An 18588-nucleotide genomic window follows, 5' to 3' on the forward strand; every position below is an offset into this window, starting at 1 on the left:
GAGGACCCGATGAGGGCCCTCCGGAGGCCCCGGGAGGAAAAAAAGATCCGCAGGCTGCCTGAACCCCCGAGCAGCCAGCCTGCGGACCCTGCACATCTTCTCCCAACGCCAGGACCGTCACTGTGGTTCCGGAGAAAATTAAGGATCGCGGGGAACGGTAGGGTCGAGCGACGTGGCTCCCTCTCGTCTGCACAACCCTCCGCCCCTCCCTCGCGACGCCATGCGCGTCACGCCGTTGGGAGGTCTCGGCGACATCGGGCGCAACATGACCGTGATCGAGCACCACGGTCAGCTGCTGATCGTGGACTGCGGCGTGCTGTTCCCCGAGGACGACCACCCGGGCGTCGACCTGATCCTGCCCGGCTTCGGCGCGATCGCCGACCGGCTCGGTGACGTCGTCGGCCTGGTGCTGACGCACGGGCACGAGGACCACATCGGCGCGGTGCCCTACCTGCTCAAGCAGCGCCCCGACATCCCGCTCATCGGCTCCCGGCTGACGCTCGCGCTGCTGCGCGAGAAGTTCAAGGAGCACCGCCTGCGCCACACGGTCGAGCTCATCGTCAAGGACGGCGAGCAGACGCAGGTCGGGGCGTTCGACCTCGAGTTCGTCGCCGTGAACCATTCGATCCCGGACGCCCTGGCGGTGGCCATCAGCACGTCGGCGGGCCGCATCCTGCACACCGGCGACTTCAAGATGGACCAGCTGCCGCTCGACGGACGCCTCACCGACCTGCGGGCGTTCGCGCGGCTGGGGGAGGCGGGCGTCGACCTGTTCCTGGTCGACTCCACCAACGCCGAGGTGGCGGGCTTCACGACGCCGGAGCGCGACATCGCCAAGGCGCTCGGGTCGGTCCTCGACCGCAGCCGGCAGCGCGTCATCGTCGCGTGCTTCGCGTCGCACGTGCACCGCGTGCAGCAGGTCATGGACGCCGCCGTCGCGCACGGGCGCAAGGTCGTCTACGTCGGGCGCTCGATGGTGCGGAACATGGGGGTGGCGCGCGACCTCGGCTACCTCCACGTGCCCGAGAACACGCTGATCGAGATGCGCGACATCGAGAACCACAAGCCCGAGGACGTGGTGATCATCTGCACGGGCTCGCAGGGCGAGCCGCTCTCCGCCCTGTCGCGGATGGCAGCCAACGAGCACCCGGTGATCCAGCTGCGCCGCGGCGACACCGTCGTGCTCGCGAGCTCGCTCATCCCCGGCAACGAGAACTCGGTCTACCGCGTGATCAACGGCCTGACGCGCCTCGGCGCGCACGTCGTGCACAAGGGCAACGCGCTGGTGCACGTGTCGGGCCACGCGAGCGCGGGCGAGCTCCTCTACTGCTACAACATCGTCAAGCCGCGCAACGTGATGCCGGTGCACGGCGAGGCCCGCCACCTCGTGGCCAACGCCGACCTGGCGGTGGCGACGGGCGTGCCTCGCAAGCGGACGATCATCGCCGAGGACGGCGTCGTCGTCGACCTCCAGAACGGCAAGGCGTCCGTCGTCGGCAAGGTCGACGCCGCGTACATCTTCGTCGACGGCGCGACCGTCGGCGACATCTCCGAGGCGGCACTCACCGACCGCAAGATCCTCGGCGAGGAGGGCTTCGTCTCGATCGTGGCCGTCGTCGACACCCGGACGGGCAAGGTGGTGAGCGGTCCGGACATCCACGCCCGCGGCTTCGTCGAGGGCGACTCGGTCTTCGACTCCGTACGCCCGCAGATCACCGCCGTACTGGAGACCGCGCTGGCCGAGGGCGTCGACGACACCTACCAGCTGCAGCAGGTGATCCGGCGCCGGATGGGTCGCTGGGTCAACGACACGCACCGCCGCCGGCCGATGATCGTGCCGGTCGTCGTCCAGACCTGATCCCGGAGGCGCGGGCCGGACCACCGGCCCGCGCCCGGGTGACGCGCCAAGACCCGCGCCTCCCGGGGAACGCGAAGACCCGCCCGTCCCGAGGGACGAGCGGGTCTTCGGGCGTCAGGAGACGGGCGTCAGCCCGCGGTCACCTTGCCGGCCTTGATGCACGAGGTGCAGGCGTTGATGCGCTTGGCGCGCCCGGAGACCGCGGCGCTCACGGTCTGGATGTTCGGGTCCCAGCGCCGGTTGGTCTTCTTCTTCGACCACGGCTTGTTGTGGCCGAAGCCGGGGGTCTTGCCGCACACGTCGCACACCGCAGCCACTTGAAGTCACTCCCGCAAAAGAACGATCTGGTATCAGGTCCAGCCCAGGAACGACCACACGGGTGCTCCGGGCAACTTCCTCAGCGTACCCGACGCGACGGAAGGCGGTCGAATCAGCGAGACTCCCCGCGTGGGCGGCGACGTGGGCGGCGACGTGGGCGGAGGCGCGGACGGGGCCGACCAGGCCGCGCAGGCCGCGCGTCTGGCGCTGGTCCGCGACGAGACCCGCTTCGAGCTCGGGCTGCTCCACGACCGGGTGAACGCGCTGCTCGCCGCCGAGGCGTTCCTGACGATCGCGTACACGGCCGCGATGAGCAACGGGGCGTCGTGGGGCGCCGCCTTCGCCGCGGTAGCCGCGCCCGTGCTCGCGCTCCTCGGCCTGCTGCTGGCGCTCCTGGCCCTGCCGGGGGTGGGTACGACGGTGCGCATCGTGCTGGCCCTGACGGCGCAGCAGGACGAGCTCTTCGCACGGCTGCGGGGGAGCGCGGTGGCCTACCACGGTGCACCCGGTCGTCCGGCGGCGCTCGACGACCAGCGGCGCAGCCTGCTCTTCTTCCGCGCCGTGCCCGTCCTCTTCGCGGTCGTCTGGGTGGTGCTCGGCGTGCTCGCCCTCGTGCTCGTGTCGTAGGCGACCTCTACGGTGGTGCCCGTGGCTGGTCGCAGCGGGGCGGGGACGCTCGTGCCCGAGGTGCGACCGGCGGACGCCGCGTGGCGCACGCCGACGTTCCGGCAGCTCGACGCCCGCCTCGACACCCTGGTCGGCGGACGCACCGCGACCCAGCTCGAGGGCCTGCGCGTACGGACGGTGGGCGACCTGCTGCACCTCGTCCCGCGCCGCTACCTGGCGGGCACCGAGCTCTCCGACCTCTCGGTCCTGCAGCCCGACGAGGACGTCGCGGTGCTGGCCGAGGTGCGCACCGTACGGGCGCACAACCTGCCGACGGGCGGCCAGCGGACCGGACGCAAGGCGCGCCTGGAGGTCGTGGTCACCGACCGCCGCGGCTTCCTGACCCTCACCTTCTTCGGGGCGCCGCACCTCATCCGCTACTGGCAGAACGACCTGCAGCCGGGCGCCCGCGGCCTCTTCGCGGGCAAGGTGCGGGTGTTCAACAACGCCCTGCAGCTGTCGCACCCCGACTTCGTCATCCTCGGCGAGGACGGTTCCGTGATCGGCGGCGCGGCCCGCAACGAGGACATGGCCTCCATCGCGGGCAGCTCGTTCGTCCCGATCTACCCCCAGACGGGCAAGCTGCGGACCTGGACCATCGGCTCCTGCGTGACGCTCGCCCTGGGCGCGGTCGACCGGCTGCCCGACCCGCTGCCGCCGTCGGTGCGGGAGGCGGCGGAGGTGACCGACCTCGTGGCGGCCTTCCAGGGGGTCCACCAGCCCCAGGGCCGCGAGGAGCAGCAGCGCGGTCTGGAGCGGCTCCGCTTCGACGAGGCGTTCGCGCTGCAGCTGACGATGGCCCGCCGGCGCGCCGACGCGGCCGCCCACGGAGCGACCCCGCGCGCGCGGCGGCCCGGCGGCCTGCTGGACGCCTTCGACGCGCGGCTGCCCTTCGAGCTGACGGCGGGGCAGCGCGAGGTGGGCGACCTGCTGTTCGACGAGATCGCCCGGACCGCGCCGATGCAGCGCCTGCTGCAGGGCGAGGTGGGCTCCGGCAAGACCCTCGTGGCCCTGCGCGCGATGCTCGCGGTGGTCGACGCGGGCGGTCAGGCCGCCCTGCTGGCGCCGACCGAGGTGCTGGCGACGCAGCACCGCCACACCATCGCCCGGATGCTCGGCGACCTCGCCGACGCGGGCACGCTCGGGGCGGCCGACCACTCCACCGAGGTCGTGCTGCTCACCGGCTCGCTCGGGGCGACCCGGCGGCGCGAGGCGCTGGCCCGCGTCGCCTCGGGCGCGGCGGGGCTGGTCGTGGGCACGCACGCGCTGCTCAGCGAGGACGTCGCCTTCGCCGACCTCGGCCTGGTCGTCGTCGACGAGCAGCACCGCTTCGGCGTGGAGCAGCGGGCCGCCCTGGGGGCGAAGGCCGCGGCCGGGGGCCGGGCGAGGCCCCACGTCCTCGTCATGACCGCCACCCCCATCCCGCGGTCGGTGGCCATGACCGTGTTCGGCGACCTGGAGACCTCGACGCTGCGGGAGCTGCCGGCCGGACGCGCCGACGTCAGCACCGTGGTGGTCGACGTGCGCCGCCAGCCCGCCTGGGTCGACCGCGCATGGCACCGGGTGCGCGAGGAGGTCGCCGCCGGGCACCAGGCCTACGTCGTGTGCGCGCGCATCTCGTCGACGGCGAAGGACAGGCCGGGCGCCCCGAGCGACTCCGACGGCACCGGCTTCGAGCCGGAGGACGCCCCGCCGGCGGTCGCGGTCGAGGACCTGTACGCCGAGCTGTCGGCGGGACCGCTCGCCGGGATCGCGGTGGAGATGCTGCACGGCCAGCTGCCGGTGGAGGAGAAGGACGCGGTGATGGCGCGCTTCGCCGCCGGGGAGACCGCCGTGCTCGTCGCGACCACCGTGATCGAGGTCGGTGTCGACGTGCCGAACGCCACGGTGATGGTCATCTGTGACGGCGACCGCTTCGGCATCTCCCAGCTGCACCAGCTGCGCGGCCGGATCGGTCGCGGCGGGCACGCGGGGGTGTGCCTGCTGCTGACGACCGCCACCCCCGGCACCCCGGCCCGCGAGCGGCTGGACGCGGTGGCGTCCACGCGCGACGGCTTCGCGCTCGCCGAGGTCGACCTGGAGCAGCGCCGCGAGGGCGACGTGCTCGGCTCCAGCCAGTCCGGGCGCCGCTCGAGCCTTCGGCTGCTCCGGGTCCTCGACGACGCCGACCTCATCGAGCGCGCCCGGGACGTGGCGGCGCTCTGCGTCGCGGACCCCGGGCTCGCCGACGACCCGGGCCTCGCCGACATCGTCACCGACGTCGAGCGGCGCGCCGCGGGCGACTGGCTGGAACGCACGTGAGCCGGGTCATCGCAGGCACCCACCGCGGCCGGCGGCTGCAGACCCCGACCGGCGACAGCACCCGGCCGACGACCGACCGCGTGCGCGAGGCGCTGTTCTCCGCGCTGGCGTCGTGGGCGGGCACGGCGTCGGCCGGCGCCGAGGAGGCGCTGGCCGGTCTGTCGTTCCTCGACCTCTACGCGGGCTCCGGCGCGGTCGGGCTCGAGGCGGCCAGCCGCGGCGCGGCCCCGGTGCTGCTCGTCGAGTCCGACGCGCGCACCGCGGCCGTCGCGCGGCGCAACGTGGCGACCCTCGGGGTCCCGGCCACGGTGCGGGCCACCGCGGTCCAGACGCTCGCGCGCACGGCGGCCGACCGCGCCTACGACGTGGTCTTCGCCGACCCGCCGTACGCCGTCGAGCCGGACCGTCTCGACGCGGTGGTCGCCGACCTGCTCGCGCAGGGCTGGGTGGCGCCCGACGGCCTCGTCGTCCTCGAGCGCTCCACCCGCTCCGTGGCGCCGGTCTGGCCGCCCGGGACGGACGAGCCGTGGTCGCGCGCGTACGGGGAGACCGTCCTGCACTTCGCCAGCGTCGCCGCCCAGCCGAGGAGCCCCGCGTGACCACCGCCGTCTGCCCCGGTTCCTTCGACCCGGTCACCCTGGGCCACCTCGACGTGATCGGCCGGACCGCCGCGCTCGTCGAGGAGGTGGTCGTCGCCGTCGGCCGCAACGCGAGCAAGCGCTCGCTGTTCACCGCCGACGAGCGCGTCGAGATGCTCGTGGAGGCGTGCCGGCCCTGGGAGAACGTGAGCGTCGAGGTGCTCGACGGGATGCTCGTCGACTTCTGCACCGCGCGGGGGATCGGCGTGGTGAGCAAGGGGCTCCGCAGCGCCGCGGACACCGACTACGAGGTGCAGATGGCGCAGCTCAACCGCCGGTTGAGCGGCGTCGACACCCTGTTCCTACCCACCTCGCCGGAGCTCTCCTTCGTGTCGTCGACCCGGGTGCGCGAGCTGGCGGCGTACGGCGCGGACCTGTCGGCGCTCGTCCCGCCCGGCGTCGCGGAACGCACCCGGGCCAAGGTCGCCGCCGACCGCTGAGGGCGGCGGAGCAGACCTGCGAGGACGGCGTCACGTGCCTATGCTGGTCGGCGCCCCCAGCACGAGAGATCGAGGTACGCATGCCCGCCACCACGGCCGAGGAGAAGCTGACGCAGCTGCGCCAGCTCATCCTGAACGCGCGGTCGATGCCCATGTCGGCGTCGTGCGTGATCAACCGCGGCGAGGTGCTGGACGCCATCGACGACGTCGTCGCGCACCTGCCCGACGAGATCGCCGACGCCCAGCAGGTCATCGACGAGAAGCAGTCCGCCATCGCCGCGGGCGAGGCGAAGGCCGGACGCATCGTCGAGGAGGCCCGCGAGCAGGCGAGCGAGCTGGCCCGGCAGAGCGAGGTCGTCAAGGTGGCCGAGGAGATCGCGGCCAAGGTCAAGGCCGACGCCGAGGCCGAGGCCGAGGCGCTGCGGCGCGAGACCGACCTCTTCATCGACTCCCGCATGGCGAGCTTCGAGTCGGTGCTGCACAAGACCACCAGCCAGGTGCACACGGCCCGGGCGCGGCTCGCCGAGCGCAGCGGTCTCGACGCGGCGCGCACGGGCAGCTGACGGGCACCTGCTCGGAAAGAGTTGGTCCGGCCCTCCGGCCCGGCTAAGATCGAAGGTCGGTCCACCTGCCGCTCACCGCGGCCCCGGGCCACCGCGGCTGCGTGAGACCTCTCCGCAGCCCGCCCGACGCGACGACCGAAGGAGCTGTGCCATGAGGGCGTCCCAGCCCACGGTCGACCCGCGCTCGCCCCTGGTCTTCGACACGCGCGCCCTCGGCCGCCGTGCCGGCGCGATGACGACGGTGCGGACGAGCGTGCCCGCCCCGGCCGGCCTCGGCACCGAGGTCATCGGCGTGCCGGAGGGTGCGCCGATCGAGCTCGACCTGCGCTTCGAGGCCGTCGTCGAGGGCGTGCTGGTCACGGGGACCGCCGCGATGGAGGCCGTGGGCGAGTGCGTCCGCTGCCTGATCCCGGTGAGCGTCCCGGTCGAGGTCGACGTGCAGGAGCTGTTCGTGCACGACGCCGCGAGCGAGGACGACGAGGAGGTCAGCGTGCTGGCCGGCGACTACGTCGACCTCGAGCCGGTGCTGCGCGACGACGTGGTGCTCGACCTGCCGTTCCAGCCGCTGTGCACCCCGGACTGCTCCGGGCTGTGCCCGACCTGCGGCGTGCGGCTCGACGACCATCCCGGCCACCACCACGACGCCGATGCCGACCCGCGCTGGGCGGCGCTCGGCGCGCTCGACCTGGACGACACCGACGACCCGGCCCGTGGCCAGGTGGAGCAAGACGTCCCGCATCCGTACAATCGATCCGGCCTGTCGCAGGGCGGGGAACTCTCCCGCTGACGCGGGCGATCCGGCAAGACGAGAAGAGAGAAGCACCATGGCTGTCCCGAAGCGGCGGATGTCGCGCAGCAACACGCGTAGCCGCCGGTCTCAGTGGAAGGCCGTCGCGCCGACCCTCGTGACCTGCGCCAACCCGGCCTGCCGGCAGAAGCACCTGCCCCACACGGCGTGCCCGAGCTGCGGGTCCTACGGCCCGCGCGCGAACCGTCGTCAGGTCCTCGAGTCCTGACGAGCGTGCCGACCGGGTCGACCGTGGGTCGGCTCCCCGCCCGGGAGCTGCTCGAAGAGCTCGGGCTCGTCCTCGACGCCGAGCTCTTCGAACGCACCCTCACCCACCGCTCGTACGCGTACGAGCAGGGCGGTCTGCCCACGAACGAGCGCCTGGAGTTCCTCGGGGACTCCGTGCTCGGGCTCGTCGTGACCGAGCACCTCTACACCACCTTCCCGGACCTCTCCGAGGGCCAGCTCGCCAAGCTGCGGGCCGCGGTGGTGAACTCGCGCGCGCTCGCGGACGTGGCCCGTGGCCTCGACCTGGGCGCGCTCGTGCACCTCGGACGCGGTGAGGAGACGACCGGCGGGCGCGACAAGTCGTCGATCCTCGCCGACACGATGGAGGCGCTCATCGGCGCCGTGTTCCTCGAGCACGGCATCGACCAGGCCCGGCGCTTCGTGCACCACCTGTTCGACCCGCTGATGGCCGAGGTCTCGACCCGCGGCGCCGGCCTCGACTGGAAGACGAGCCTGCAGGAGATCGCCTCGCTCTCCGGCCTGGGCGTCCCGGTCTACCGCGTCGTCGAGTCCGGCCCCGACCACGCCAAGTCCTTCTCGGCGACGGTCGCGGTCGACGACCTCGACTACGGGCCCGGCGCCGGGCGCAACAAGAAGGAGGCCGAGCAGAACGCGGCCGCCCTCGCGTTCGCCGACCTCAAGGCGCGCCGCACGGAGGCCGCCGCCCACGCCGGCGCCGCCGACGCCGCCTCCGCCTGACCCGCCGGCCGCACCCTCCCCGTGCCCGAGCTCCCCGAGGTCGAGACGGTCCGGCGCGGCCTCGCCGGCCTCGTCACCGGGCGCCGGATCGAGCACGTCGGCGTCCTGCACCCCCGTCCCGTCCGGCGCCACCTCGCCGGGCCGGACGACTTCGCCGTCACGCTGACCGGGCGCACGTTCGCCGAACCGGCGCGGCGCGGCAAGTACCTCTGGCTGCCCTTCGCCGACGGCGACGCGCTGCTGGCGCACCTCGGCATGAGCGGGCAGTTCCGCCTCGACGCCCCGGACGCCCCGCTCGCGCCCAACACCCGCGTCCTGCTCGACCTCGACGACGGCACCCAGCTCCGCTTCGTCGACCAGCGGATGTTCGGCGGGCTGTCGTTGTCCCCGGGCGGTGCCGCGCTGCCGGCCGAGGTCGCCCACATCGGGCGCGACCCCTTCGACCCCGCGTTCGACGTCGCCGCGGTCGGCCGCCGCATCCGGTCGCGCCGCACCGGGATCAAGCGCGCGCTGCTCGACCAGCAGGTGGTCTCGGGGATCGGCAACATCTACGCCGACGAGGCGCTGTGGCTCGCCCGCACCCACTACGCGCGCGGGACCTGGACGCTCTCGGCGGCCAAGGCGGTCGAGGTGCTGACCGCGGCGACGACGGTGATGCGCCGCGCGCTGGCCGCCGGCGGCACGTCCTTCGACGCCCTCTACGTCGACGTCAACGGCTCGAGCGGCTACTTCGACCGCGCGCTGGCCGTCTACGGCCAGGAGGGCCGCCCGTGCCCGCGCTGCGGCACCGCGATCCGGCGCGAGCCCTTCATGAACCGGTCGTCGTACCGCTGCCCCCGCTGCCAGCGCTCGCCCGTCGCCACGGCACGCGCGGCCTGAGCCCGCTCTGAGCGCGGGAGACCCGAGGAACCATCGGCCCGGCGCTATCGTCGTCACACTGTGAAACGCCTCGGGCACTACGTCTTCGTGCGCCACCGGCAGAACTGGAACCTGCTGTTCCGCTTCGGCCTGGTCGGCGGGTCCGGCGTGCTCGTGAACCTCCTGGTCCTGGTGCTCCTGCGCCGCACCGGGCCGCACTTCGACGACGTGCTCGTGGACCTGCCCCTGACCTCGTTCAACGTGCGGTGGTACCACCTCTACTCGACCGCGGCCTTCCTGGTCGCGAACCTGTGGAACTTCCAGCTCAACCGGCACTTCACGTTCCGCAGCGCGAAGCACTCGGGCTGGCTGCGGGAGTACCTGCCGTTCCTCGCGGTCGGCTTCGTCGCCCAGCTGATCGGGCTCGGCCTGCTCACGCTGCTCATGCACCCCGGGTCCTTCCTGGCCCTGCCGCGCACCCTCCTGGACGACTCGACCGGGCTGCGCAACCGGCTCTACTGGGCGCAGCTGATCGTCATCGTGGTGACCGTGCCGCTCTCGTTCGTCGTCAACAAGCTCTGGACCTTCTCCTCCGTCCGCGGGGGCGAGCACCCGACGCTGACCGAGGAGGGGGTCGCCGAGGAGCGCGACGGCACCGCGCCGACCTCCGCGCCGAGCACCGCGCCGAGCCCGGAGCCGACGCCGACCCTGGCGGCGACGGCGACCGACGCCGCACGGACGCCCCGGGTCGAGCGCGCGCGCTGAGCGGCACGCCGGTCCCGGTGCGCGTCGCGCGCCGCCCGGCGTCCTACGCTGGCGGCTCAGACCGGGGCTTCCTCCGGCGCACCGCCCCGCGGCCGCCGCCCCACCGGTCGTACGCGCGTGCGACCGACCCCGTTCACCCCACCTCCGGGTGGGTCGGAGAGGCGCCACGTGTACCTGAAGAACCTCACCCTGCGGGGGTTCAAGTCGTTCGCCTCGGCGACGTCGCTGACCTTCGAGCCCGGCATCACCTGCGTGGTCGGCCCGAACGGCTCCGGCAAGTCGAACGTCGTCGACGCCCTCGCCTGGGTCATGGGGGAGCAGGGCGCGAAGTCGCTGCGCGGCGGCAAGATGGAGGACGTCATCTTCGCCGGCACCGCCGGGCGCGCGCCGCTCGGCCGCGCCGAGGTCGCGCTGACGATCGACAACACCGACGGCGCGCTGCCGGTCGAGTACAGCGAGGTGACGATCTCGCGCACGATGTTCCGCAACGGCGGCTCCGAGTACGCCATCAACGGCCGGTCCGCCCGCCTCCTCGACGTGCAGGAGCTGCTCAGCGACTCCGGCATCGGCCGGGAGATGCACGTCATCGTCGGCCAGGGTCAGCTCGACACGATCCTGCAGGCGACGCCGGAGGTCCGCCGCGGGTTCGTGGAGGAGGCGGCCGGCGTCCTCAAGCACCGCAAGCGCAAGGAGAAGGCGCTGCGCAAGCTCGAGGCCTGCGAGGGCAACCTCGAGCGCCTCGCCGACCTGCTCACCGAGATCCGGCGCCAGCTCAAGCCGCTCGGCCGCCAGGCCGAGGTCGCGCGCAAGGCCGCCGTGGTGCAGGCCGAGGCGCGCGACGCCCGCGCCCGCCTGCTCGCCGACGACCTCGTCCAGGCGACGCTGGCGCTGGAGTCGGAGGTCGCGGGCGCCGAGGCGCTGCAGGCGCGCCGCGGCTCGCTCGAGGCGGCGCTGGAGCAGGCCCGGGCGGCGGAGGCGACGGCCGAGGAGCGTCTGCGCGCCGCGTCGCCGGCGCTGACGCAGGCCCAGGAGACCTGGTACGCGCTCGCCGGCCTGCGCGAGCGGGTCAGCAGCACCATCTCCATCGCCACCGAGCGCGTGCGCCACGCGAGCGACCAGCCCGACGAGGTGCGGACCGGCCGTGACCCCGAGGCGCTCGAGCGCGAGGCCGAGGTCGTCGCCGCGCAGGAGGCCGACCTGCTGGCCGAGGTCGCCCGACGATCCGCCGCCCTGCAGGAGTCCGCCGCCGCGCGGGCCGGCGCCGAGGAGGCGCACCGGGCCGAGGAGCAGCGCTACGCCGCGCTCGTGCGGGCCGCGGCCGACCGGCGCGAGGGTCTCGTCCGCCTGCACGGCCAGGTCGAGGCGCTGCGCAGCCGTGGCGAGGCCTCCGACGCCGAGCTGGACCGGCTCGCCGGCGCCCGCGCCGAGGCTGAGCGCCGCGCCGCGGAGGCGACCCTGGCCTTCACCGCGCTCGAGTCGCAGATCGCCGGCCTCGACGACGGCGAGCTGGGCCTGGACAGCCGGTACGAGGAGGCGGCGGCGGCGCTCGAGGCGGTCGACGTCCGGCGCCGGGAGCTGCGCGAGGCCGAGACGGCGGCCGCGCAGGACCGCGCCGCGCTCGCCGCCCGCGTCGACGCCCTCGGCGTGGGTCTGCAGCGCAAGGACGCCGCGGCCGCGCTCCTGGCCGGGGGCGGGTCGGTGCCCGGGCTGCTCGGGTCCCTCTCGACGCTGCTCCGCGTCGAGCCGGGCGCGGAGACGGCCGTCGCGGCGGCCCTGGGCGTGCTCGCCGACGCCGTCGCCGTCGACGGGCTCGACGCCGCCCTCGGTGCGGTCGCCCATCTCAAGACCGAGGACCTGGGTCGCGCGGGCCTGCTGGTCGCGGACGCTCCGACCCAGGACGAGCGCTCCCTGAGCCTGTCGAAGGGCCTCGAAGAGGTCGGCGGTCGTTGGGCCACCGACGTCGTCCGAGCGCCGGACTCGCTGCAGCCTGCCGTCACCCGCGCCCTGCACCTCGTCGCCCTCGTCGACGACCTGGACGCGGCTCGCACGCTGGTCGACCGACAGCCGCAGCTCACCGCCGTCACCCGCGAGGGCGACGTCGTCGCGGCCCACCTCGTGCGCGGTGGCTCGAGCGCGCAGCCGTCGCTGATCGAGGCGCAGGCCGCCCTGGACGAGGCCCGCGAGCGGCTCACCGAGGCCGAGCACACGCTCGAGCGGCTGCGGTTCGCGCGGTCCGGCGTCGAGGACGAGCACCGCGAGGCGGCGCAGTCCGTCGAGATCGCCCTGGGCCAGCTGCACGAGTCGGACGCCGTCATGTCGGCGCTGGCCGAGGAGCTCGGGCAGCGCAGCGCTCAGGCCCGCAGCTCCACCGCCGAGGCCGGTCGCCTGGGCCAGGCCATCGCCCAGGCGCAGGCCGCCCGGGAGGAGGACGCCGCCAAGCTGGTGGCCCTGCAGGAGCGGCTCGCCGCCGCCGAGGCGAGCACCGGCCAGGAGGAGCCCGACCCCGCCGCGCGCGACGCGCTGGGGGAGCAGGCCCGCGTGGCCCGCGCCGGCGAGATGGACGCACGCCTCACGCTGCGGACGCACGAGGAGCGCGTCCGGGCCCTGTCCGGACGCGCCGACACGCTGCGCCGGGCCGCCCGGGCCGAGCGCGACGCCCGGGCCAAGGCCCACGCCCGGCGCGAGCGGATGCGGCGCGAGGCCCGGACGGCGGCGGCCGTACGGCTCGGGGCCGAGCACCTGCTCGCACTCACCGAGCGGTCGCTGACGCGTGCCGCCGCCCGGCGCTCCGAGGTCGAGGCCGTACGGGCGGACGCGGACGCCGCCCTGCGGGAGAGCCGCGGGCGGGTGCGCGCGCTCGCCGCCGAGCTCGAGACGATCGTCAACGAGTCCCACCGCGACGAGATGGCGCGCACCGAGCAGCGGCTCCGGGTGGCCAACCTCGTCGAGAAGGCCGCGGCCGAGCTCGCGCTCGAGCCCGAGGTCCTCGTGGCCGAGTTCGGCCCCGACCAGCTCGTGCCCGTGCTCACCCGGCCGGACGGCTCGGCCCTGCCGGCGGTGGAGGACCTCGCCGACGGCGAGGAGCTCCCGGAACCGCGGCCGTACGTCCGCGAGGAGCAGGCGACGAGGCTCCGCAAGGCCGAGAGGGCCCTCGGGGTGCTGGGACGGGTCAACCCGCTGGCGCTGGAGGAGTTCGACGCGATGGAGGAGCGCCACCGCTTCCTCGCCGAGCAGCTCGACGACCTCCGGCGCACCCGCAAGGACCTCGTCGACATCATCGCCGACGTCGACGCGCGCGTTCAGCAGGTCTTCGCCGAGGCGTACGCCGACGTGGAGGTGGCGTTCGCGCGGGTCTTCGCGCGGCTGTTCCCGGGTGGCGAGGGCCGGCTGGTGCTGACCGAGCCCGGAGACTGGCTCACGACCGGCATCGACGTCGAGGCGCGGCCCGCGGGCAAGAAGGTCAAGCGGCTCTCGCTGCTGTCCGGCGGGGAGCGCTCGCTGGTGGCGGTCGCGTTCCTGGTCTCGTTGTTCATCGCCCGGCCGAGCCCGTTCTACATCCTCGACGAGGTCGAGGCCGCGCTCGACGACACCAACCTCGGTCGGCTGCTCGACATCTACACCGAGCTGCGGGCCAGCAGCCAGCTGCTCGTCATCACGCATCAGAAGCGCACGATGGAGGTCGCCGACGCCCTCTACGGGGTCACGATGCGCGGCGACGGGGTCTCGGCGGTCATCTCCCAGCGGTTGCGGGAGGTCGAGGCGGTCGCCTGAGGCCGCTACGGGCGACGAGCGCGGAGGCCGGCGACCAGCACGGCGACCCCGATGAGCAGCCAGACCACGCTGCCGGTGGCGCCGCCCGGACGACCCGTCAGCACGCTGACGACGATCCCGACCGCTCCGAGCACGGTGAAGACCGCCCCCAGCACGACGGCGAGGCGGTCGTAGCGCTGCCGCTCGTCGCTCTCCAGCCGCTTCCAGTCGAAGGCCACGCCTCAGGGTAGCGACGCCGGGCCGGCCTGCGACCCTCCGGCGAGCCCCGCGGCGCCGTTACCGGATCGGTAGCAAGCCGCGGCGTGTCACCGGGTCGGGAGGGGCGCGTGCCGACGGACGATTCCTGCGTCGGCACGACGGCGTGCCGGCACCTCCCTCGGCAGTTCCTTCCCCGGAACACCTGACTGTCGGAAAGGTCGCTGACCCATGACTGCGATCGTCGTCGCGAGCCTGTTGCTGCTCACCCTCATCATCGCCATCGTCGGTGTCGTCGTCGTCGGCCTCGAGGGCCGCGGCGTGGCCCGGCTGCCGCGCCTGGCGCCCCGCCTGCGGCGGGCCGCCCGGCACCTGAACGGCGAGGCCACGCCGCCCCCGGCGTTCCTGCGCCTGCTGCGCCGCCTGCACGTGATCACCAGCTGAACCACCGCGGCGGCCGGTGCCCGCACCGGCCGCCGAGCGCGAGGGTGCCCCTCTCCGCGCCCCTAGGATGAGCCGGTGACAGGCACAGAGCTCTGGTACGTCGCGGGTGCGATCCTCGTCGCCGCGTTCCTCGTGGTCGGACTGGTGGCCGGCACCCGTCGCCGCGCGCTGCGGCGGGGGAGCGACACCCGCTCGATCACGGGCGCCCCCGGCCACCCGGGGGCGACGGACGGCGACGCCGAGCGGACGGGTTCGCTGGGGCTCCTCGAGCGGCCCGGCACCGAGGCGCCGGAGGCCGTCGAGGTCGAGCCGATGATCCCGCCGCTCGTCCACGAGCGGCCGGAGACCGCGGAGAGCCGGCTGGCCCGGCTGCGTCGCCGCCTGGCCGGCAGCGACAGCGCGCTCAGCCGCGGGCTGCTGATGATCATCAGCCGCGACCAGATCGACGAGCAGACGTGGGAGGACTTCGAGGACACCCTCATCACCTCCGACCTCGGCGTCGGCCCGACCACCGAGCTCGTCGAGCGGCTGCGGACGCGCTTCCGCGTCGAGGGGGTGTCCGAGCCGGCGCAGGCCCGCGCCGTGCTGCGCGAGGAGCTGCTCGCCCTGGTCGACCCGACGATGGACCGTTCGCTGGCCACCGACCGCGACGGGGCACCGGCGATCGTCATGGTCGTCGGGGTGAACGGCACCGGCAAGACCACGACGGTCGGCAAGCTGGCCCGCGTGCTCGTCGCGGAGGACAAGGACGTGCTGCTGGGCGCGGCGGACACGTTCCGCGCGGCGGCGGCCGACCAGCTCGAGACCTGGGGCGACCGCGTCGGCGTCCCCACCGTCCGCGGGGCCGAAGGTGCCGACCCGGCCAGCGTGGCCTTCGAGGCCGCACGCGCCGGGGTCGAGCAGGAGGTCGACGTCGTCATCATCGACACCGCCGGCCGCCTGCACACCAAGACCGGCCTCATGGACGAGCTCGGCAAGGTCAAGCGGGTCGTCGAGCGGCAGGCGCCGGTCGGCGAGGTGCTGCTCGTCCTCGACGCCACCACCGGTCAGAACGGCCTCACCCAGGCGCGGATCTTCCGCGACGTCGTGCAGGTCACGGGGCTGGTGCTCACCAAGCTCGACGGCAGCGCGAAGGGCGGCATCGTCGTCCAGGTGCAGCGCGAGCTCGGCGTCCCGGTCAAGCTCGTCGGGCTCGGCGAGGGCGTGGACGACCTGGCCCCCTTCGACGCCGAGGTGTTCGTCGACGCGCTGCTGGAGGCCGTCTGACGCCGGTCGTCGGCGTCGTGCTGTCATGGCGGCCATGACCGTCGCCCGAGCCCTGCTGAAGACCGGGCCAGCCGTCGCCGCCTGCGCCGTGCTCGGCTCGATCGGCACCCGCGAGGTGAACAGCCTCTGGTACGGCACGCTGCGCAAGCCGGCCGTCCAGCCCCCGCCCGTCGCGTTCCCGGTCGTGTGGACCGCGCTCTACAGCGACCTCGCCGTCACCTCCGCCGTCGCGCTGGACGCGCTGCCCGAGGAGGAACGGCCGGCGTACGCCCGCGCCCTCGCGGCCAACCTGGTGCTCAACGCCGGCTGGTGCTGGGTGGCGTTCGCCGGCCACCGGCTGGGCTGGGCGGTCCCGACCGCCGCCGTCCTCGCCGCGAGCAGCGTCGACCTGGTGCGCCGCACGGCCGCGGCCGAGGGGCTCGCGGGGGCCGCCCTGGCCCCGTACGCGGCGTGGTGCACGTTCGCGACCGTGCTCGGCGCCGCGCTGTGGCGGGCGAACCGCGGGCGCCGGCCGTGACCGGGGAGCGCGAGCTCGACGTCGTCCTGCTGGGGGCCACGGGGTTCGTCGGCCGCCTGACCGCGGCGCACCTCGCCCGCTCCGCCCCCGCCGGACTGCGCGTGGCGCTGGCGGGACGTTCGGCCGAGCGGCTCTCCGCCCTGCGCGACGACCTCGGGGAGGCCGCGTCGTCCTGGGCGCTGCGCACGATCGACGTCACCGACGACGACGCGCTCGACCGGCTGGCCGCCTCGACCCGGGTGCTGGCCACCACGGTCGGGCCCTACCTGCGCTCGGGGCTCCCGGTCGTACGGGCCTGCGCCGCGCACGGCACGCACTACGCCGACCTCACCGGGGAGCCGCTCTTCGTGCGCGAGACGGTCGCGACGGCGCACGCGCCTGCGCAGGCCTCCGGCGCGCGGATCGTCCACGCCTGCGGCTTCGACTCGGTGCCGTCCGACCTCGGCGTCCGGCTCCTGGCCGACCACGTCGCCGCGGGCGGCGACGGCACGCTCGGGGCCACGACGCTGCACGTGCTGGCCATGCGGGGCGGCTTCAGCGGCGGCACGATCGACTCCGGGCGCCAGCAGCAGATCGCCACGGCCGGGCGGCCCGACCTGCGCCGGGTGGTCGCCGACCCGGAGGCGTTGACGGGCCAGGCGCCGTCGGGGCGCGCGCGTCGCGGCCACCCCGTCGTGGCCCGCGAGGCCGGCAGCGACGTCTGGTCCGGCCCTTTCGTCATGGGCGGCTTCAACCGCCAGGTCGTGCTGCGCAGCGACGCGCTGCGGGGGTGGGCGTACGGGCCGGGCTTCGACTACCGCGAGGTGGTCGACACCGGTCCCGGGCCGCTCGGCGCCGTCGGTGCGGCCGCGCTCGCCGGGGGCACGGCGGCGCTGCTGGGCGGGCTGTCGTTTGGCCCGACCCGCGCGCTGCTCGACCGGGTGCTCCCCGCGCCCGGCGAGGGTCCGAGCGACAAGACCCGGGCGCAAGGCCGGTTCGCACTGGAGATCCGCACGACCGCGACGAGCGGCGCCCGCTGGACGGCCCGCGTGGCCGCCCCGTACGACCCGGGCTACGACGGCACCGCGGTCCTGCTCGGGGAGTCGGCCCTCGCGCTCGCGGGCGACGACCTGCCCGACGCCGCCGGCGTGCTCACACCGACGACGGGGATCGGACCAGGCCTGGCCGACCGGCTGCGCGCCCACCGCTTCGAGGTGGACGTCAGCCGGACCGGCTGAACCGGGCCAGGCGGCTCAGGCGGCGACGGCCTCGACGGCCGTCACCGTGGTGGGGACGTTCCCCCGCACGGCGTTGCTGTAGGGGCAGACCTGGTGCGCGGCCTCGGCGAGCTCCTGCACCTGGGCGAGCTCGAGGCCGGCCACGGCCACCTCGAGGTCGACGGTCAGCGCGTAGCCCTGCCCGGCAGGGCCGAAGCCGACCTTGGCGCTGACGTGCGCGTCGTCGGCCTTGACGCCGGCCTGCTTGGCGACCGCGAGGAAGGCGGAGTTGAAGCACGCGGAGTAGCCGGCGGCGAAGAGCTGCTCGGGGTTGGTGCCGGTGCCGGGGCCGCCGAGCTCCTTCGGCGCGTTCAGGTCGACCTCGAGCAGCCCGTCGCTGGAGCGGGCGTGACCGCCGCGGCGCCCGCCCGTGGTGGTGGCGACGGCGGTGTAGAGGATCTTCTCGGGTGTCGTGGTCATACCGGCGACAACCTCGAACGGCCCTGCAGCCTTCCCGGCCCCGGAACTTCTCAGGAGGTGAGGCGCCGGGCCAGGCAGACGATGCCCGGCGAGCCCGCCCAGTGGCCGAACGGCGGGACGTCGGTGTAGCCGCAGGCGCGGTAGAACGCGACGGCGTCGGCCTGGACGCCGCCGGTCGAGAGCACCATGACGTCCGCCCCGTACGCGGTGGCCGTCCGCTCGAGCTCGTGGAGCAGGGCGCGGGCGACGCCGCGGTGCCGGGCCGCCGGGCGCGTGTACATGCGCCGGACCTCGGCGGGCCGGGTGCCGCCGAGCGCGTCGACCGGCTCGATCCGGCGCCACCCCGCCATGCCGACCGGCTCGTCGTCGAGACGGGCCAGCAGGAACAGGCCCGTCGGCGGGGTCAGCTCGGCCTCGGTGAGCGGGGAGTCGTCCGGGCCGCCGTAGATCTCGCGGTAGTAGGCCTGGACCTCCTCGGTCAGCGTCCGGGCGTCGGGGTCGGCGTACGTCACCCTCGCGAGGGTCAGGTCGGGCACGA

General features: G+C 74.6%; 20 protein-coding genes. 16 read left to right on the plus strand and 4 right to left on the minus strand.

Going from position 1 to position 18588, the window contains the following annotated elements:
• The first annotated feature begins 220 nt into the window (after positions 1-220).
• Positions 221-1858 carry a ribonuclease J gene (locus tag BMY04_RS07235; RefSeq protein ID WP_091178418.1) on the plus strand — a complete coding sequence of 546 codons (1638 nt, stop codon included), beginning with the start codon at positions 221-223 and terminating at the stop codon, positions 1856-1858.
• A 128-nt stretch (positions 1859-1986) separates the two neighbouring features.
• On the opposite strand, the gene rpmB is transcribed toward BMY04_RS07235, so the two are convergent.
• Entirely contained in the window at positions 1987-2175 is a 189-nt protein-coding gene (rpmB, locus tag BMY04_RS07240; protein ID WP_091178419.1) for a 50S ribosomal protein L28, read from the minus strand.
• 130 nt (positions 2176-2305) lie between these two features.
• Between rpmB and BMY04_RS07245 the strand changes: the two genes are divergently transcribed.
• From BMY04_RS07245 to smc, 11 genes are all read left to right on the plus strand, one after another.
• A complete protein-coding gene (locus tag BMY04_RS07245) occupies positions 2306-2803 on the plus strand; it encodes a hypothetical protein (protein ID WP_091178420.1) in 498 nt (165 codons plus the stop codon).
• Positions 2804-2854: 51 nt separating this feature from the next.
• Positions 2855-5143 (plus strand): ATP-dependent DNA helicase RecG, encoded by a 2289-nt coding sequence (locus BMY04_RS07250; protein WP_408630448.1) that lies wholly within the window; start codon positions 2855-2857, stop codon positions 5141-5143.
• Positions 5140-5742 (plus strand): 16S rRNA (guanine(966)-N(2))-methyltransferase RsmD, encoded by a 603-nt coding sequence (gene rsmD / locus BMY04_RS07255; protein WP_091178421.1) that lies wholly within the window; start codon positions 5140-5142, stop codon positions 5740-5742. The genes BMY04_RS07250 and rsmD overlap by 4 nt, the downstream gene beginning before the upstream one ends.
• Positions 5739-6221, plus strand: a complete 483-nt coding sequence (gene coaD / locus BMY04_RS07260) for a pantetheine-phosphate adenylyltransferase (RefSeq protein ID WP_091178422.1) — start codon at positions 5739-5741, stop codon at positions 6219-6221. The genes rsmD and coaD overlap by 4 nt, the downstream gene beginning before the upstream one ends.
• 80 nt (positions 6222-6301) lie before the next feature.
• Positions 6302-6784 carry a hypothetical protein gene (locus BMY04_RS07265; protein ID WP_091178423.1) on the plus strand — a complete coding sequence of 161 codons (483 nt, stop codon included), beginning with the start codon at positions 6302-6304 and terminating at the stop codon, positions 6782-6784.
• 151 nt (positions 6785-6935) lie between these two features.
• On the plus strand, positions 6936-7571 hold the full coding sequence (locus tag BMY04_RS07270; RefSeq protein WP_091178424.1) for a YceD family protein: 636 nt from the start codon (positions 6936-6938) through the stop codon (positions 7569-7571).
• Positions 7572-7608: 37 nt separating this feature from the next.
• Complete coding sequence (gene rpmF / locus BMY04_RS07275; protein WP_091178425.1) at positions 7609-7800, plus strand: 50S ribosomal protein L32; 192 nt, start codon at positions 7609-7611, stop codon at positions 7798-7800.
• 23 nt (positions 7801-7823) lie between these two features.
• Complete coding sequence (gene rnc, locus BMY04_RS07280) at positions 7824-8558, plus strand: ribonuclease III (RefSeq protein ID WP_232506159.1); 735 nt, start codon at positions 7824-7826, stop codon at positions 8556-8558.
• Between the two features lie 21 nt (positions 8559-8579).
• Positions 8580-9437 (plus strand): bifunctional DNA-formamidopyrimidine glycosylase/DNA-(apurinic or apyrimidinic site) lyase, encoded by an 858-nt coding sequence (gene mutM / locus BMY04_RS07285; protein WP_139209783.1) that lies wholly within the window; start codon positions 8580-8582, stop codon positions 9435-9437.
• A 60-nt stretch (positions 9438-9497) separates the two neighbouring features.
• Positions 9498-10181, plus strand: coding sequence for a GtrA family protein (locus BMY04_RS07290; RefSeq protein WP_091178426.1), 684 nt, complete (start codon positions 9498-9500; stop codon positions 10179-10181).
• 168 nt (positions 10182-10349) lie between these two features.
• Positions 10350-13952, plus strand: coding sequence for a chromosome segregation protein SMC (smc, locus tag BMY04_RS07295; protein ID WP_091178427.1), 3603 nt, complete (start codon positions 10350-10352; stop codon positions 13950-13952).
• A gap of 5 nt (positions 13953-13957) precedes the next feature.
• Here the strand turns inward: smc and BMY04_RS07300 are convergent, their stop codons facing one another.
• A complete protein-coding gene (locus tag BMY04_RS07300; protein WP_091178428.1) occupies positions 13958-14170 on the minus strand; it encodes a hypothetical protein in 213 nt (70 codons plus the stop codon).
• A gap of 208 nt (positions 14171-14378) precedes the next feature.
• Here BMY04_RS07300 and BMY04_RS22690 point away from each other — a divergent pair, with 208 nt between their 5' ends.
• The 4 genes from BMY04_RS22690 (at position 14379) to BMY04_RS07320 (ending at position 17591) form a co-directional block, all read left to right on the plus strand.
• Positions 14379-14591 carry a hypothetical protein gene (locus BMY04_RS22690; protein WP_091178429.1) on the plus strand — a complete coding sequence of 71 codons (213 nt, stop codon included), beginning with the start codon at positions 14379-14381 and terminating at the stop codon, positions 14589-14591.
• Positions 14592-14666: 75 nt separating this feature from the next.
• A complete protein-coding gene (gene ftsY / locus BMY04_RS07310) occupies positions 14667-15857 on the plus strand; it encodes a signal recognition particle-docking protein FtsY (RefSeq protein WP_091178430.1) in 1191 nt (396 codons plus the stop codon).
• Positions 15858-15891: 34 nt separating this feature from the next.
• Positions 15892-16374 (plus strand): TspO/MBR family protein, encoded by a 483-nt coding sequence (locus tag BMY04_RS07315; RefSeq protein ID WP_198409978.1) that lies wholly within the window; start codon positions 15892-15894, stop codon positions 16372-16374.
• Positions 16371-17591, plus strand: coding sequence for a saccharopine dehydrogenase family protein (locus BMY04_RS07320; RefSeq protein WP_091178590.1), 1221 nt, complete (start codon positions 16371-16373; stop codon positions 17589-17591). Before BMY04_RS07315 ends, BMY04_RS07320 begins: the two co-directional genes overlap by 4 nt.
• A 15-nt stretch (positions 17592-17606) precedes the next feature.
• Here BMY04_RS07320 and BMY04_RS07325 read toward each other — a convergent pair whose 3' ends face one another.
• Positions 17607-18050: an organic hydroperoxide resistance protein gene (locus BMY04_RS07325; protein WP_091178432.1), complete on the minus strand. Its 444-nt coding sequence runs from the start codon at positions 18048-18050 to the stop codon at positions 17607-17609.
• Between the two features lie 50 nt (positions 18051-18100).
• Positions 18101-18586 (minus strand): GNAT family N-acetyltransferase, encoded by a 486-nt coding sequence (locus BMY04_RS07330; protein WP_091178433.1) that lies wholly within the window; start codon positions 18584-18586, stop codon positions 18101-18103.
• Positions 18587-18588: the final 2 nt, after the last annotated feature.

The sequence above is a fragment of the Microlunatus flavus genome, from assembly GCF_900110855.1.
Classification (GTDB): Bacteria; Actinomycetota; Actinomycetes; order Propionibacteriales; family Propionibacteriaceae; genus Microlunatus; species Microlunatus flavus.

What these genes read in the sequence shown, in the direction of transcription:
- BMY04_RS07235 (WP_091178418.1), top strand. Translation starts at nt 221, where the DNA reads ATGCGCGTCACGCCGTTGGGAGGTCTCGGCGACATCGGGCGCAACATG.
- BMY04_RS07265 (WP_091178423.1), top strand. Translation starts at nt 6,302, where the DNA reads ATGCCCGCCACCACGGCCGAGGAGAAGCTGACGCAGCTGCGCCAGCTC.
- BMY04_RS07270 (WP_091178424.1), top strand. Translation starts at nt 6,936, where the DNA reads ATGAGGGCGTCCCAGCCCACGGTCGACCCGCGCTCGCCCCTGGTCTTC.
- rpmF (WP_091178425.1), top strand. Translation starts at nt 7,609, where the DNA reads ATGGCTGTCCCGAAGCGGCGGATGTCGCGCAGCAACACGCGTAGCCGC.
- BMY04_RS22690 (WP_091178429.1), top strand. Translation starts at nt 14,379, where the DNA reads ATGACTGCGATCGTCGTCGCGAGCCTGTTGCTGCTCACCCTCATCATC.
- BMY04_RS07315 (WP_198409978.1), top strand. Translation starts at nt 15,892, where the DNA reads ATGACCGTCGCCCGAGCCCTGCTGAAGACCGGGCCAGCCGTCGCCGCC.
- BMY04_RS07325 (WP_091178432.1), bottom strand. Translation starts at nt 18,050, where the DNA reads ATGACCACGACACCCGAGAAGATCCTCTACACCGCCGTCGCCACCACC.